At 37.2% G+C, this 15,942-nt stretch carries 15 protein-coding genes; 5 read left to right on the top strand and 10 right to left on the bottom strand.

Annotated elements, in window-relative coordinates:
* The first annotated feature begins 230 nt into the window (after positions 1-230).
* Entirely contained in the window at positions 231-611 is a 381-nt protein-coding gene (locus KTJ10_RS06885) for a copper resistance protein CopC (protein ID WP_086264309.1), read from the top strand.
* Between the two features lie 68 nt (positions 612-679).
* Entirely contained in the window at positions 680-1,561 is an 882-nt protein-coding gene (locus KTJ10_RS06880) for a copper resistance D family protein (protein WP_262441657.1), read from the top strand.
* A 141-nt stretch (positions 1,562-1,702) separates the two neighbouring features.
* Here the strand turns inward: KTJ10_RS06880 and KTJ10_RS06875 are convergent, their stop codons facing one another.
* From KTJ10_RS06875 to pepN, 9 genes are all read right to left on the bottom strand, one after another.
* Positions 1,703-2,260 carry a chorismate mutase gene (locus KTJ10_RS06875; protein WP_262441656.1) on the bottom strand — a complete coding sequence of 186 codons (558 nt, stop codon included), beginning with the start codon at positions 2,258-2,260 and terminating at the stop codon, positions 1,703-1,705.
* A gap of 77 nt (positions 2,261-2,337) precedes the next feature.
* Positions 2,338-3,021 (bottom strand): SDR family NAD(P)-dependent oxidoreductase, encoded by a 684-nt coding sequence (locus tag KTJ10_RS06870; protein WP_262441655.1) that lies wholly within the window; start codon positions 3,019-3,021, stop codon positions 2,338-2,340.
* A 9-nt stretch (positions 3,022-3,030) separates the two neighbouring features.
* Complete coding sequence (locus KTJ10_RS06865) at positions 3,031-3,792, bottom strand: SDR family NAD(P)-dependent oxidoreductase (protein WP_017398416.1); 762 nt, start codon at positions 3,790-3,792, stop codon at positions 3,031-3,033.
* Between the two features lie 7 nt (positions 3,793-3,799).
* Positions 3,800-4,486 carry a glutathione S-transferase family protein gene (locus KTJ10_RS06860; RefSeq protein WP_262441654.1) on the bottom strand — a complete coding sequence of 229 codons (687 nt, stop codon included), beginning with the start codon at positions 4,484-4,486 and terminating at the stop codon, positions 3,800-3,802.
* Positions 4,487-4,714: 228 nt separating this feature from the next.
* A complete protein-coding gene (locus tag KTJ10_RS06855; protein WP_262441653.1) occupies positions 4,715-5,734 on the bottom strand; it encodes a spore coat U domain-containing protein in 1,020 nt (339 codons plus the stop codon).
* The gene (locus tag KTJ10_RS06850) at positions 5,725-8,184 is read right to left on the bottom strand and encodes a fimbria/pilus outer membrane usher protein (RefSeq protein WP_262441652.1); all 2,460 of its coding nucleotides are present in this window, start codon (positions 8,182-8,184) and stop codon (positions 5,725-5,727) included. The genes KTJ10_RS06855 and KTJ10_RS06850 overlap by 10 nt, the downstream gene beginning before the upstream one ends.
* 9 nt (positions 8,185-8,193) lie before the next feature.
* Positions 8,194-8,898 (bottom strand): molecular chaperone, encoded by a 705-nt coding sequence (locus tag KTJ10_RS06845; RefSeq protein WP_068562750.1) that lies wholly within the window; start codon positions 8,896-8,898, stop codon positions 8,194-8,196.
* A gap of 73 nt (positions 8,899-8,971) precedes the next feature.
* Positions 8,972-9,508, bottom strand: coding sequence for a spore coat U domain-containing protein (locus KTJ10_RS06840; RefSeq protein WP_213034457.1), 537 nt, complete (start codon positions 9,506-9,508; stop codon positions 8,972-8,974).
* Between the two features lie 577 nt (positions 9,509-10,085).
* Complete coding sequence (gene pepN / locus KTJ10_RS06835) at positions 10,086-12,692, bottom strand: aminopeptidase N (protein ID WP_262441651.1); 2,607 nt, start codon at positions 12,690-12,692, stop codon at positions 10,086-10,088.
* A 318-nt stretch (positions 12,693-13,010) separates the two neighbouring features.
* Here pepN and KTJ10_RS06830 point away from each other — a divergent pair, with 318 nt between their 5' ends.
* From KTJ10_RS06830 to thiM, 3 genes are all read left to right on the top strand, one after another.
* Positions 13,011-13,268 (top strand): hypothetical protein, encoded by a 258-nt coding sequence (locus KTJ10_RS06830; protein ID WP_002119338.1) that lies wholly within the window; start codon positions 13,011-13,013, stop codon positions 13,266-13,268.
* 151 nt (positions 13,269-13,419) lie between these two features.
* Positions 13,420-14,577 (top strand): hypothetical protein, encoded by a 1,158-nt coding sequence (locus tag KTJ10_RS06825; RefSeq protein ID WP_262441650.1) that lies wholly within the window; start codon positions 13,420-13,422, stop codon positions 14,575-14,577.
* Positions 14,578-14,612: 35 nt separating this feature from the next.
* Complete coding sequence (gene thiM / locus KTJ10_RS06820; protein WP_262441649.1) at positions 14,613-15,440, top strand: hydroxyethylthiazole kinase; 828 nt, start codon at positions 14,613-14,615, stop codon at positions 15,438-15,440.
* A gap of 121 nt (positions 15,441-15,561) precedes the next feature.
* On the opposite strand, the gene KTJ10_RS06815 is transcribed toward thiM, so the two are convergent.
* Positions 15,562-15,921, bottom strand: a complete 360-nt coding sequence (locus KTJ10_RS06815) for a 5-carboxymethyl-2-hydroxymuconate Delta-isomerase (protein WP_017816026.1) — start codon at positions 15,919-15,921, stop codon at positions 15,562-15,564.
* Positions 15,922-15,942 lie beyond the last annotated feature (21 nt).

Genomic DNA, 15,942 nt, shown 5'->3' with positions numbered 1-15,942 from the left:
TAATTCTAAAGTTATAAATGCATTAACTTTTTCTTAATTGTCTATTTAGTAGCCACTATCTTATTTAGAGTAAGTGTAGCACTTGTACGTTTTCAATTTTAATAATGACAAAAATGTAATTTTGAAGTCATCAACGCGTTTCTCTCTATCTTTAATAATAGGCATAGAAAAGGTGTGACCAATAAAGCAAGTCTCTTATTTTAGTTAATCAGTTTTACGAGGATGAAAACATGAAGCTTTTTCACAACAAAATGTCAGTTCTACGAAATATTTTAGTGGGTACAACGATAGTTGTTACAGCTTCAAGTGCTTTCGCACATGTGAAACTTGAAAGTGCCACCCCCACTATTAATGCTTCTATAGCTAGCCAGCCAAAAAGTATTACGCTTAATTTTGGCGGTGAAGTGATGCTGATGAATGTTAAATTGCTCGATGCCCAACGTCGAGATATCCCTTTAAACTACCAAGTTAGTCATGATTTAAAAAAATCATTTGAAGTCGCTGTACCAAAACTAAAAAACGGAAAATATACAGTCGTATGGACGACCATGGGCACTGATGGCCACCATATGAGTGGTGAATATAATTTCACGATCCAATCAACAAAATAAAAATAAAAATAAATTGTTAATAAGCAATATGCCGGTCATTAGCTGGCATATTGTATAGGGAGAAGTATATGGTTCCTGAAACTTGGATATATGCCACATGGCTTGTTAAAGTGTTTTTATATTTGGGGACCGCATTTGTTATTGGAGGAGCATTTTGCTACCTCTTACTTAAAAGTCATATAGAGCTCAAAAGAATTATTATCAAATACGTCACTGTTGGGGCAGGTTTAGGGCTTTTCTCAAGTATTTTTGGTTTCTTTATTCTCATCGGAAGTTTCGCAAATACTGGCCTATCCGGTATGTTGGATAGTGATTATATAAACCTACTTATTAATACACCGATTGGACATACTCATCTCATTCGGTCAGTGAGCTTTTTACTTTTATTGTTCCTTATGCTTATAAAATTAAACAGTGGGGCTAACCAGATTACTAAAATTGAATGGTCAATTTTTGCCACTCTACTCATCCCAATTGTTTTTAGTTTTTCTCAATTAGGCCATGTCACGAATTTATCTTTATTTGCTCAAATTTTGCTTTCAATACATGTATTAGCCATGTCTTTATGGATGGGATCACTCTACCCCTTATGGAAAACAAGCAAAATAATTAACGGTCTGACATTAAAAGAAAGCATGCATCTGTTTGGAAAAATCGCTGCATTTATTGTAGGGGTGTTAATTGTCTGTGGTGCTAGTGTTGCCCTGCTCTTGCTTAAAGATTTTAATACATTGCTCAATACACCTTATGGACATGGCTTCATTATAAAAATAGTCTTCGTTCTATCTATTTTCTTACTAGCTGCCTTTAATAAATGGTATTTCACCCCTCGCTTACAGCATGCAAAATTTGCAAAGCAGTTGAGTTACGCTATTTTATTTGAAATGTCATTAGGCCTAGCCATCCTTTTAACAACAAGCTATATCACGACTGTCGTTGGTGTTGAATAGAGATTAATAAAAATTCAAGAAACCGTGTTTTAGTTAAATAATATCAGCACACGTTTAACTATTGGCTGGTAAACATAAGCTTGAAAAGATTGCTGATTTAATATGGATTGAATCAGCAATTTATACTCATATTTAAGAAATTCAGTTTTTTAACTGAATTTTATTTAATGCCACACATAAAGCTTTTTTGTCAGCTTCTTTAAGTTGAGGATGTTGAACAGACCACATATAGCTACAACTATGAGGTGCTTTGTTATGATTTTTCTTAAGTTCATAAGCGATATTTTTTAGAAGCTCAGTGTTTAGAGAACTAATTTTTAAACGTACTTCAGCTAAATCTTGTGGCTTCCAATTGCTTTCAGGACTCGACAACCAATCTGCGCGATATCGATATTGAATGGCCTTGGCAACATTCATTTGGGTCACAATAAATGGCTTTACTGTTTCGCTGTTTAAGCCAAAAGATTCAGCTTCAGAAAGCGATTGATCGAGAACTTTCTTTTCTTGAGTTAAATCTTCAATCGGCAAATGCTGCTCTGCTTTATAACCTGCTACATCTTTCATATAAGCTAAACGCTCGTTAACTAAACGAGCAGTTTGATCATATTGATATGCTTGGGCGAGTGAAGCAATACACATAAAAGCTGCCAAGGTCGACACGATCTGAGCAGTTCGCTGAAAACTCTTTATATTCACCATTTAAAACCTACCGAAATTATTGTTCTATGATCATTTCAGCTCAGTACTGTATTTCAAGAACATGCTAAAGTAAAACTTTAAGATAGGCTGAGCTCTTGGCTCCATGCAGAATCAGGTTGTTGATAGATGTGTTGGCATACTTGCTTGAGAGATGAGCTAAAGTGCTGGTCTTGCCCCTCCCATTTTTCAACCATGCAATAACTAATATGAATGCCTTTAGGTTGAAACTCTCTCGCCAATGACTGCGCTAAAGCACGAATGCTTGCAAACATGCTTTGACTTAACACATCGTAATGGGGTGAGTTATTAAATGGAGCTCCAAGAAAAATAACTGTGCCTCGCTGTTGTTTAAGCATAGGCTTAATCACAGCTTGAGCGACACTCACGGCACTTAAACCTGTGGTCTGCCAACTGTGTTCAATCTCTTCTAAAGATAACGCTTCGATATTTGATGAAGATGAAAAACTCGGCTGAAATACACAAAGCTCAATGATATGTCCATGACTTGAAATATAACGCAACAAGCATTTTAAATGATCTACATTCACTAAATTTAAGTGAACTACTGTCACACCATCATTTAAAGAATGAACTTGTATTTTTTTTACAGCTGAATCATGTACAACTTGATAAAGATGTAAGGGAAAATGCCCATTTTTATCTAAAATTACAAAATCATGCTCAATCAGTTGAAGGTCATGACCAGCAACGACAACACAGCCCTGCTTTTTTTGAAATCTTTGAAATATTTTTTTTAGCATTTTAATCTCTCAAAATTTTTCTTGATAAGGGCGTAAATCTAGCTCATGTGTCCAGAGTTGTGGAGTTTGTTGGTAAAGCATCCAATAGTTTTCTGCTATTGCATCAATATTGAGTCCACCAGTTCCACGGGTAAGACGGGCTAACCGCCCTAAACCGAATAATGCTTTATTCACTCTATCGCCATTGACCATTCCATCAATAATCACATGAGCAATATGTATGCCTTGTGTCTTATAGATTTGAGCTAGATTTAATGCATAGGTTCTTAAAGCAGATTTCCCCATCGTAAAAGCAGCGAAAAAAGGTTTACCACGTAGAGATGCACTTGCTCCAGTAAAAATAAGCGTACCGTGATTTTGATCTTTAAAGATTTTTAGACAGCTTTGAGAAACTAAATAGGCCGATAAAAAAGTGGATTGCCACATTTGAGTAAAAAACGACAGTGGACTGCGTAAAAATATCGAGGGAATATTTCCTCCCACGTTATGAATAACAACACTAATACGCTCATTTTGACTCGTGATTGTGTCAAATAAGGCCTGTACTTGATGTATATCTTCTGCATCTAAACGGAACGCGACAGCTTCCCCTGCATTTGCATGTATTTCGGCAGCGACTGCTTCAATTTTCTGGAATGTACGTCCAGCGACATAGACTTTTAAGCCTTCTTTTGCAAAAAGACGGCTCACGGCTGCACCAATACCTTGTGATGCCCCGACGCCAATAACAACTGCACAATCTCGCTTTTTATCTAATATTGCTGATGTCATAGACGTTTCATCCTGTTTGTTTTTTATACCATACTGCAATAAAGGGACGATCCAAAATTTCTTTACCAAATTTTTTACTTGTGCGAATCACTTCACCGAGTTGAGCAACTACGGCAATATCTGCAATAGTTTGACTGTCTCCAATTAACCATTCACTTTTTGATAAAACTTGCTCAATACGGTCGAGGTGTCTTATAAACTCTTCTTCAACATTTTCAGCTTTAATTCGTCCTAAGCCTTGAAAGAAAAGCTGCGTTTTTAATTCAGCCAAAATAAAACCTTTTACCAATGGTTTTTCATACGCTGGACGACCAATACTACTAATGCGAATCGCTTCTTTTAAAGCTTCTGAGTCATTTACACGTAAATAGATTTCGTAAAAGTAAAGAGATTCATCCGCCCAGTCTTCCCACAGCTCTGCAAGTGCTCTTTGATTTGGATCTTCAGGGTAAAGCCGAGGTGTGTCTGGAAAAGCTTCATCTAGATAGCGTGCAATCCGAGTGCTGTCTTGAATTCGCTGACCATTATGGTCAATGACAGGTACTTTACCCACCTTACTTAGCAGAGGAACTTTCGCTCCAAGAATGCCGTTGTAGTTAACTGTGTCAAATGGAATTCCCTTAAATCTCAAAGCCCTTGAAATTTTTTGACAAAATGGAGAAATTTCCCATTGATGCAAAATAATATTCGACATTTATTCACCTTTATTTTTAATTGCCTTTTATCTAGTTCTCTTTTAGAACTAATCAATAAATATACAGAATGTTTTTTTAAGTCAAACTATTTTTGATGACGAATAAGTTCCGAAAGCTAAGAATTATTTGATTTTTACTACTTATTTCAGAACATTTTTCAAGCGATATAATTTGAATTATAGGAAGCTCTGCCTTAAAAAGAACTTCCTACATAATAGATTAGAAAATTAATAAGTCACTGTAACAACAACACTATCAGAATAGACGCCAGGTCTACTTGCAATGGCGGTACCTTGCGGAATCTTTCCATAAACTGTAGTCGTTTGAGCGCTTCCTGTACCTGTTTTTGAGACTCCCCCTGTTCCCCCAACATTGGTTACGCCTCCCGTGGCATCCCATACCGTACTATAGTTAGAATCTTTATATAGCTGATAGGGAATAAATTCATTATTACTATTGATCATACGCCTAAAGCCCCCAGCTATACGGTTGTTTCCATCCCCTAAATAAATACTATATGGCGTTCCAAAATTACAGGTCGTATTCACTGCTCCTTGCGCTGTGTAATCACGACTCGTTGTACTAATATCATTGATATTTCCAAAATCAACAGTTGAGGTTGAGTTTAATTGGCAAAGACTTGGGACCACAAAGTTTGCTGTTAGCAATGTATCGCCTGAATCCCAGCCACCAAGTAAATCACCACATGACAAACCCAAAAGATCCATATCCCAATACAACCGAACCGAAGCCGTATATGTTCCTTGAGGGTATGCAATGAGAGACCCCATTCGAGCTGGTACTTTTATATTTATCGAGTAACTCACAATATTATTTGATGCGACTGTTGCTACTGGGCCATACCACACATTGGAGGTTTGATTTGTGGTAGAAGACCCAGCTCCGCCTACAGTTGCAGTAACTGTATAGGGTAATGAAACACTGTTAATTGCATTTGTGGTTCCCGTAAATACGGTTTTCATACACATGAAATTAGAAATCTGGGGAAGTCCTAAATTCGTACAAGTAATTGTTCCTGAAAGGTTTACGGTTGCATCACTATTAATATTTGCTGCAGTGTAGGTAAAAGTGTTATTTGTGGTCCCACTTACCGTACAAGCTGCATGTGCCGGACTAAAAAATGCATAAACGAGATAAAATAAGCAAATGCCTACAAAATATTTTAAAAAAAATGGAAAAAACTTATAGCTCTCTATTTGAGCCTTATTCATAATATTTAATGACATACATAAGGTCCCAATTTTTTAGTTGAGTACTGATTACTGTTATAGGTGAAGTCAACTTGGCAGGAGCCATGATCAAGAAGATCGACTTCAAGTTTGTTTTGCTTTAAAAGATTTGGAATAAACACTTCACCATCGTAGCCAACCATCCCATTTTGCTGACCATTAATTCGAACGGTATAACCCGGCATTAACGGTGAATTGTTTTGATCAACCAGTTTCACTAATCCTGAAATGACCTGATGAGCACCAAAGTCAACCAAAGTTCCTTGACGGTAACCCACCACTGTTTTTTGATCTGTAGATTTAACATTCCAATTCAGAGGAAGATACGATGGATCTAAATAAATATGGTTCACTTGATATGGCATGAGACTAGGAATCAAAAACCTTCCAGACTTGTCAGTTTCTCCCAGATTAACACCGCCATTTATAATTTGACTTTGCGGCCCTGCATTGGTTACGACCGCATAGCCCTCTCCTATTTCATTGGCCGCAAAGATGCGTCCCGCCGCCGCAACCAATGAACCCGTCGCTGAAAGTGCAACCTGATCGTTGTCTCCAAATCGGTTATAGCGTCCCGTCAGGTAAGCTGCCCGTGCTCGGTAAGATGCATAGACCGATGCATTGTTTTCATTCGCATCCTCATCTCGCTCAACATAACCACCCCAGCCAAATGAACCAATTTGGGGTTCTGACAAACCGAAGATTTCTTGGCGGTACCGTAGGCTACCGCTGTCACTAGATACACTCGTGATCGCATTCACTTTACTAGATGGGGTATATCGCAGTGCAAAGTAAATTCCATAGTCCTTATGGTTTTCATAATCTTTATACGCTGATGCATAAAAACCCCAGTTCTTGTCCAGACTTCCACTTAAATTGGTAGACACTAACTTATAGGAGTTATCGCTATATTTGATCTGGTTATAGCCCAGATAAACCCCATAGCCTGCGTAAAAGTTGTAGTTAATCCCTGCCCTAAAAATCTCATCTGCCAGTGCGCTGTAGTTCAGATAGTTCTGTGACTCGGCATTGATCTGATTATCTTTTAAATATCTAACTTGAGACACACGGGCAAGGTCAAAATAGTTATCAAATACTTTGCGGTAACTGGTGTTAAATGAAATGTTGTTACTGATGCGCCCTTCTAAACCCAGCAAGGTAGAGTAACCGTTTTCATCTTTATACTGGCTCGCTGCAATGTCAGCATTGATCACCCCAATACCAAAAATATTCTTGGCAAATCCTGTACCGAGGTTCGACAGGCCATCTGTTGAAGCTTCTGCACCACCACTTAAAGTCAGTGAGTTACTGTAGCCGTATCGGATCGCACCTGAGGCAAAAGTGGCATCGTCATAATCGTTTGAATACATCCCATAGTTATAACGTGGAATACCGACATCTACTGAAAACTCATTTATGCCTTTTGCGAGAATCTTAGATGAAAAATAGTACGGCTTTTTGGTAATACTCTGCTTTCCGGTTGCATCGGTAGTCACCAGGGTGACTTCATTTCCTGAAATAAATGGGAGCTGTTTAATATCAAATGGGCCTGAAGGCACTAATCCTGAATAAATCTTTTGTTGATTGACATATAAATCTAAGGTCGAAGGCAATGCTGCCGAACCGGAGAATTGCGGGAGTGCCGAGGTGACAATATCACCGCGTTGGCTATAAGCACTCGACCACTGGAAACCGGCAAGACGGACACTACTGCCCCAGTCAGGACTATTGGAAATAAAGTCCCCTAGGGTATATATCCTGATCTTTTCAGGGTCTACGTACTGCCACTTACTTTCCAGTCGTACCCATTTTTCATGACTATAGCTATTTTCATTACTACCGTTATATAAAACCCCTGATGAGAAGTTACCGATTGAACTATTAAAGATCCCCTCAGCTGTACCTGAGAAAACGTTCTCGTCATTGGTTATGGTGTTATACAGACTGTAGTTCAAAATGGCTGCGTTTAAGGGTTTCATTCTTAGCAAATGTGGGCTAGTGATCTGCTGGCCACTTAAGTCAACTGAGTAACCCGTTAACATGTTCGATGGAACTTTTAAGTTTAAAGACTGCTCATTCTCAAGATATTTAAACTGGATTCCGTTTAGATCATCAATACACACCCACTGGTTATCTGGGATATCTTCATCTATTTTTATTCTTAAATTTTTTAAGGTACTAGAACGAATATATAGTTTTCCATCCTTAGATTGCTTTACAGCAACCAAATCTTCAGAAGCATTTGAGTTAATCGAAATATTTAAAAATAGATGAATGAAATTAAGATCTTGCTCCTGCTCATTCGTTCCTACTTGTGTATATTCACTATTGCTACCTACAGATTTAGGAACACTGGGAACTGCAGTATTGGTATGATCTAGTAACTGTTCGGCAAAAGAATATGCAGGAAAATACGCAACACATAAGACACCTATAATGTATTTCATATAAGCCTCTTAAAGTGTGGTTTTCTTACCATTAACTGTTAGAGATACGCTGTATTTATGATTTGGTTGGTAGGTAAAGTTACTAATCGAGTAGCTTTTCGACTTCTCAGCAAGAATATAACCATTCACAGTATTTACTTTAATCGGATAACTTTTATTCGCAGTTGTATCAACAAGCATTAGACTATTTAACAGCGCATGTCGGTTACCTATATTGCTAATATTTAAAGAAGGTGTGTTCTGGTTAACATCAATTTTCCAACTCAGTTTGGTAATTGCATCCTTATTGACTACAAATACAGGTAATGATGAGCGAAGTAATACATTTACTCCCTGAGCTGCTTTACGACTATCAATTGGTTTTGGTAACTCATCAATAATAATACGATAAGTTTTTTCACCAGAAATAGGTTCTGGATTAATCCTAACTACACGCAAGTTATAAGAATCATTAGGTTGTAGTTTTAAAAATGGTGGACTAACTACAATCTCATCCGTAGGGACTAATTGATCTTGTCCAGCATTTTGCCTCCACTCAAATACACGCACCTGCAAATCAGCACTTTCATTTGACTGGTTATATAAACTAATTGAAGCAGCATTTTGATTACTTAATATTTCTACATTTACAGGTGAAAGACGGATTGTTGCGGCGTTAATAGAGCTAGATAAAGATAAGAATAATCCCGTAATAATAAAAATATTTTTTTTCATGATTTGCTCAAATATAACTTTTTTAATGTATTAGCCCTTTCAAAAGGGCTAACGTAATTCTAATTTATGCAAATTAATAAGTTACTGTGACAGTCACACTGTCAACATAGCTACCAGCACTTGGTAAACTTGTTCCTGCAGGAATACGACCATACACATTTACAGTTTGAACATTACCTGTTCCGGTTCCACTGTAGGCAGTCGTTGCAATACCAATTGCTGTGGCACGCCCTGTGTCAGAGAAAAGGTTGTAAGGAATATATTCGTCGCTAGTCGCCCCACCGATCATACGACGTTGAGTTGATAAAACATTCTGACCACCATCAAATGACAAAGTCCATGGCACAGTATTATTACAAAGGACTTTAATTGAAGTACCACCTGTCGTTGTGGTATCTGCATCGACATTGCTAGCCAGCGAACTTAAAGTACCAAAGTCTAAAACGGCATTTGTTGTCGTACCGGTTGCAGAGGTATTCAATACACAACTATTGGTTACTGTTGCTCTAACAGTTAATGTACCTGTTGCTGTAGCTGCATTTGCCGCATTGAGAGAAAATACTCCTGCAACAACTGCTGATAAATAAATAAAAGTCTTTTTCATGGCCAAAACCTTTTAAACTAAATTATCGAATTAATAGATATAAAAAATTTAACCCTTATTCTTACAATCATTTTTATTTGACTGCTCTTTTAAAGCTTATTTTTTTATCCTACTTTCCAACATAATACATAAAAATAAATAAAATGCATGTTCACGTTATTATTTTAATTTCTAATCAATAAAACAAATTTACCTAAACCTATCTTACGGATACAAAAAAACAATAATTACAAAATTTAAGTTTTTGATTTAAATAACTTTAATAAAATTTAAAAAAAATTTATTTATTTAAATTTAAATAAATATGTCAAAAAATTATCAAACTTTATGAAATTAAATTCTATTTACATAAGTACTTAGTTATTTCCTGACTATACTTTTAATGGTAATTTTATATTATTACTTAAAAGTTTATCTCCAATAAAGTATTCAAGATTATAATTTATATAAAAATAAAATGATCAAACTTGATCTACAGATGAACTATAACAAGAATAGTTTTATTTCTTTTAAATCTTGAAGAGCTATGAGATATAAAAAATAAAGGCCTCTTTAGAGACCTTTATTTAGTAAGTTTAAATAATTAAACGCTCAGCATGCTATTTAAAGTTTCAGAAACATTTTTCGATTTCACTTTAGGCTGCAATGCTTTTAAAGCTTGTTGAACTTGTGTTCGCTGAGGCTCTGCAAGCGTATACCAGCGAGATAACACCTGTAATAGGCGTGAACCTAAAATCGGGTTTTTCTCGTCAAGATATTCTGCAAGGTTAATAAAGTGAGCTACACCAAAGCCCCAAGTATTTTCAGGATTATTTGACAAGCCACCACTTACCGCACGAATACGGTTTGGAGTTGTTAAATCATAGTCGGGATGTTGAGTTAAGTACTCGATTGTTTCTGTTGTGGCATTTGGGTTTGCAGCCTGAATCATAAACCACTGGTCTAAAGATAAAGCTTCATCTTTAAAGCGGTCATAGAAATCAGCAAGTGCCTCTTGAGCTTGAGGTGCGTTTTGCCAAACCAATACACGTAGCGCACCTAAACGCTCAGACATATTGCCTGTGTTTTGGTATTGAACATGTGCTAATTCAAATGCACTTTGATCACCCTGACGAGCCATCATCATCAGCATGATATTTTTTAATGCGCGAACACCCATGGCTAAAGAGAATTCTTTTTGCAAGTCAGGGTCAAGTGTAAGGTAGGTATCTTTCCAAAACACACCCAACTCTTGTGCTAAACGATTTAGTAAAGCTTCACGTTTTACATGAATATCGGCTGGTGCATAGTTCTGATCAATACGACTACCCAAATAACCTTCACTTGGAACATCAAACAAACGTGATGCTAAAAGCGGGTCGCGGCCAACCAACTCAGGCAATGTGCTTTGAATAGCTTGAATGTAAGCATCTGCAGAATGGTCTTCTAGCAAAATACGTTCAAGTAAGGTTTGTGTTGCTTGCCATTGGTTGAAACCGTTTGTTTCATGTTGAATTAAGAATGCTAATTCTTCATCACTGTAATCAAATACCAGATTTACAGGTGCAGAGAAATTACGTAGTAGTGAAACAACAGGTTGCTCAGTTACCCCTGTAAACTCAATAGTTGCCTCATCTTGGTCAAACAAATACACGCCATCTTTAACATCATTTACGAATAGACTGTTACTGTGCAATGTATATTGCTCCCCTGTTTGAGCGTTAAAAAGCGCTAAAGCAACAGGAATTGGAACAGCTTTTAAGTTTGGATATTTCGGATGCGCTTTTAGGCTTTGTTTAAAGCTTAAACGGTATGTTTGTGCCGCTGCATTATATTCACCTTTTGCTTCAAGCTTTGGTGTACCTGGTTGGTTGTACCAAGTTAAGAATGCAGATAAATCGACACCTGAACCTGCAGATAATGCAGCAACCCAGTCTTCTACTGTTACGGCTTGTCCATCATGACGGCGGAAATATTCATCGGTTCCTTGACGGTATTTTTCTTTACCGAGTAAGGTCGACATCATGCGGTTAATTTCCGCACCTTTTTCATAGACTGTCGCTGTATAGAAGTTATTAATTTCTACAAAGTGATCTGGGCGTGGTGGATGGGATAATGGACCAGCATCTTCCGGGAATTGATGCGATTTAAGTACAGCGACATCATCAATACGTTGAACCGCAGCAGATTGTAAATCTTCAGAGAAAGACTGATCACGGAATACCGTTAAACCTTCTTTTAAGCACAGCTGGAACCAGTCACGGCAGGTAATACGGTTGCCTGTCCAGTTATGGAAATATTCATGCGCAATTACAGACTGTACTCGCATAATCGCTGCGTCAGTTGTATATTCTTCATCGGCAAGCACACATGAAGTATTAAAGATATTTAAACCTTTATTTTCCATTGCACCCATGTTGAACTGGCTCACCGCAACAATCATATAGTTGTCGAGGTCATAAGCACGGCCATAGTGTTCTTCATCCCAACGCATTGAATGCTTTAATGCTTCCATCGCGATATGGCATTTTGGAATGTCTTTCTCGATTGCATAGATTTCTAAAGCAACATCGCGCCCTTCCGAAGTCGTATAGCGGTCTTTAAGAACAGCTAAATCACCAATAACACAAGCAAACAAGTAGCTTGGTTTTTTGGTCGGGTCTTGCCAGATCGCAAAGTGGCGGTTTTCACCTACCTCACCTGTTTCAAGCAAATTACCATTGGCAAGTAACACTGGATATTTTTTGTCGGCTTCTACACGAGTCGTAAAAACTGAAAGTACATCTGGACGGTCTGGATAGAACGTGATTTTGCGGAAGCCTTCAGGTTCATTCTGGGTTACAAACAACTCATCTGCTTTATATAAACCTTCAAGCTGAGTGTTGGTTTCAGGATGAATAATCACTTGAGTTTGTAAAATGACTTCATCTGGTGCATCAGTGATCACCAGTTGTTCACTATCGAGTGAATATTGTGCAGGAGTAAGCTCTTGACCATTGAGCTGAATAGATTGCAACTCAAGATCACGACCTAATAATACCAAGTCTCCAGCAGTTTGACGCTTCATGACTAATGTTGAATCAACAATTGTTTTATCGTCATATACTTGAATATCAAGATTAATGGATTCAACCAAGAACGAAGGTTTTTGATAATCTTTTAAATAAACTGTTTGATCTGCCTGAACTGGAGGCTGTGCCGCAATATTCATCTTTATTCCTTATATACTTTTCGGAAACCGTTGTACGAATTTTATGAACTTGATCATACACATTCATACATACCGTGTTTGTTTACCTTTATAAAATTAATGGGACTTCATTTATACATTTCAAATTAGAATCGTCTTTTATTAGCACAGATTAGACCAAATTTACGATAATCGTTGCTTATATAATCAATCTATACAATAAAAATAAAACAACTTCAGCTTTTAACATTTTTTAGAGTCAGCTTACATTTTGGGCATAGTTCTTGCCTTAATTAATACACCAATATAAATATTTCAATCAGAACAAGAGGTGTCAGTATGGAATTAAAAGCACATTTTCATCGTTTAGAAAATATTAAAGCGATTCATGATCTAAACGCAGCTGGTCTCGATCACCATGTGATTGCGGTGTTTTTATCTGCAGAAGGTATTTCAATGACTGCTCAGGAGGTAACTTCTATCGTCAATACTTACGACGCTTTAGGTAAAGTAAAATTACCAAGTAAAAAAGTGCAGGCACTTATCAATGCCAAAAAGCTTGGACAGAATGATGAGAGCTTGCCGTGCCCTGTTTAATTTTAAATTTTAACCCCTTATGAAAACCTAAAATCATAATAAAGATTTTAGGTTTTCTATTTTTGCACCAAACAAAAAGACAATCTCAGCTATCGGCAATGCGGCTGTGTATAATAGCTCTATCCTGACTAATTTATGCATTCGGAGCGAAATGGCCTTACAAATTCTACAGAAACAGCTAGATGAAAGTAGCCATTGTCCTCTCTGCCAAGCTTCAATGTACTGGGTAGATGCCGAGCAATTTGAACAAGACATTCAGTTTCATGAATGCAGTCATTGTCAGCACCGTATATTTAAAGATACGAAAATGACTTGTCATTGTGAAACATGCACAAAACAACGGAAAAAGCTTTTACAGCAAACACGCCTACAAGAACAACGCCAATTCAAGTCAAAAGAGCAACCACAACGTAGTCTGGAACAGCTCAGTTTTTTACATAAACTTTTTTTAGTCAGCCTACTTGATGACTATGCTCGTGATGATCTTGCACATGACGAATACATTCACTGGGATCAGATTAAATATCAGTCCATTACACCAAACTGGATTTTTCAAAACTATCTGATTAAGCAACTCCATAAAGATGGAATTTTAAACGCCCAAGATCAAGCTGATGAACCTCAGTGCTTTTATTTAAACATTCGCTTGGATGGTTATAGTGACCCAAGTTTATTTAGTGTTGCCCAGCAATTACGCTACTGGTTTTATGAAAATTTAAGTCTTGGTATTCCGTTTCGTAGTGCCGATGAAGTAAAAGACGTACTTTTTCAGGTTCTCTACCAAGAGATTATTCAGTTTATGCAGTTCTATTGCCGAACTTGGGGCATTCAAATTGCAGGAAGCTCTAATTTCCAAACTTTTTGCTATCGTTTAATGGATTCATTGGCAATTGGTCAAATTTATTATTTAATTCAAACCGCGCTTGAGTACCTTTATAAACAAAAAGCCCTACAGCCGCGTAATGAAAAATTTATTAACACCAATTTGTTAAAGAAAACCTTAGAGCAATATCGTGAGAGAGCCTTAGCTGAAAAGTGGGAAACCTCAATGTTGCCTCGCCCTCACAATATTCCCTACAGTAAAATGAGTTATATTTTACTTAATCGCTTCTTAGGCTACGACGAACAGATCTTTGTACAACCTGTCTGGAAAGCATGGCGGAAAATTGAACCTCGATTAAACTTTTATTCAGTTAAACGCTGTATGCATTGTGGTTCAAATGATTTAAGTGTTGATTATGACGCGGCAGATTATGTTTCTTTGATTTGCCAAAGATGTAAGCATCAAGATCATTATTTTACTCACTAAATCTACAATCACTTTGGCTTAATAAGGATAGTAACATGACATCAGCATCGACTTTGATTGAGCAGGTAATTGACGCTTGGCAAAACATGCAGGCAAAAACGCCTCTTGTGCAATGCATTACCAATAGCGTTGCAGCCAACTATACAGCCAATGTCTTACTTGCTTCTGGTGCTTCACCTGCCATGATTGATAATCCTTATGAAGCAGAAAGTTTTACCAAAATTTCATCGGCTTTAAGCATTAATTTGGGCACCCCGACTTCAGAACAAATGCAAGCCATGCAAATTTCTGCAAAAACAGCACAGCTTAATAACATTCCGTGGGTACTTGATCCGGTGGGTTATGGGCCAGTTTTAGCTTGGCGCAGTCAAATGACAGATGAGCTTTTACAGTTTAAGCCTAGCGTTATTCGTGGTAATGCATCAGAAATCAGTACACTTGCAGGTAATCAAGTTCAATCTAAAGGTGTTGATAGTACCCTAAGTAGTGATGATGCCTATCGACAAGCTTACGCGCTATTAGTACATACCGACTGTATCGCAATTTCAGGTGAGTCAGATTACATTTTATCTAAAGAGCTAGATGTAGTTATTCAAGTAAACGGCGGAAGCCTGTTACAACCCAAAATTACTGCAACTGGCTGCGCTTTGGGTGCATTAATTGCAGCATATAGCGCTGTGACGACACCAACCATTGCAGCTCTTTCAGCTCATATTCATTTTGCAATTGCAGGTAAACTTGCTGCAAATCAAGCTCAAACGATGGGTAGTTTTAGTAGTATATTTATGGATTATATCCATATGTTAGATGCTAATCTGATTGAGCAATACGCAGATATCAAACTTTTAAATAAACAGGCATAACCTAAACTATGCCTGAATTACACTAGACTCACTTTAAAAGTAAGTAGATGTCGGTAATAAGATCAGACTACTTTTACATAGTACTCATTGCTATTCTTGATCGAAATTGCGCTTTTTAGAGTTATACAACTTGTTTGAAATAATCTTCTCTTGGCATGTCGATAATCTCAACACACAATTGAATTTCTTTATTAAACTCTTGTGGTAGATATTTTTTGTTGCTGAGCGCCGCTAATAATTGCTCACCCACAAGCTGTTTTTGTTCAGCAGTTCTTCCCGACAAAATATAGGCTTTTACATGGATATAGGCTTGATCAACCCCTAAGCCAATCAGAAAAACCTCATCTCTACGCGCACGACTTTTAATATCTTCTGGACTAAACAACTCTGTTTCAATCAACGTGGTATTAATTTCTTCAAGTAATTGTTTTGCATTTAGTCCAGTTAAGTTATCTGAATAATCAACTACAACGTGCGGCATAGCCACCTCAATTTATATAAT

Origin of the sequence: Acinetobacter sp. WU_MDCI_Abxc222 (assembly GCF_025514755.1) — a bacterium.
In the GTDB taxonomy this organism is placed as follows: Bacteria; Pseudomonadota; Gammaproteobacteria; order Pseudomonadales; family Moraxellaceae; genus Acinetobacter; species Acinetobacter geminorum.
Note: the sequence above shows the minus strand (reverse complement) of the source record. Positions and strands in the feature narration are given on the sequence as shown.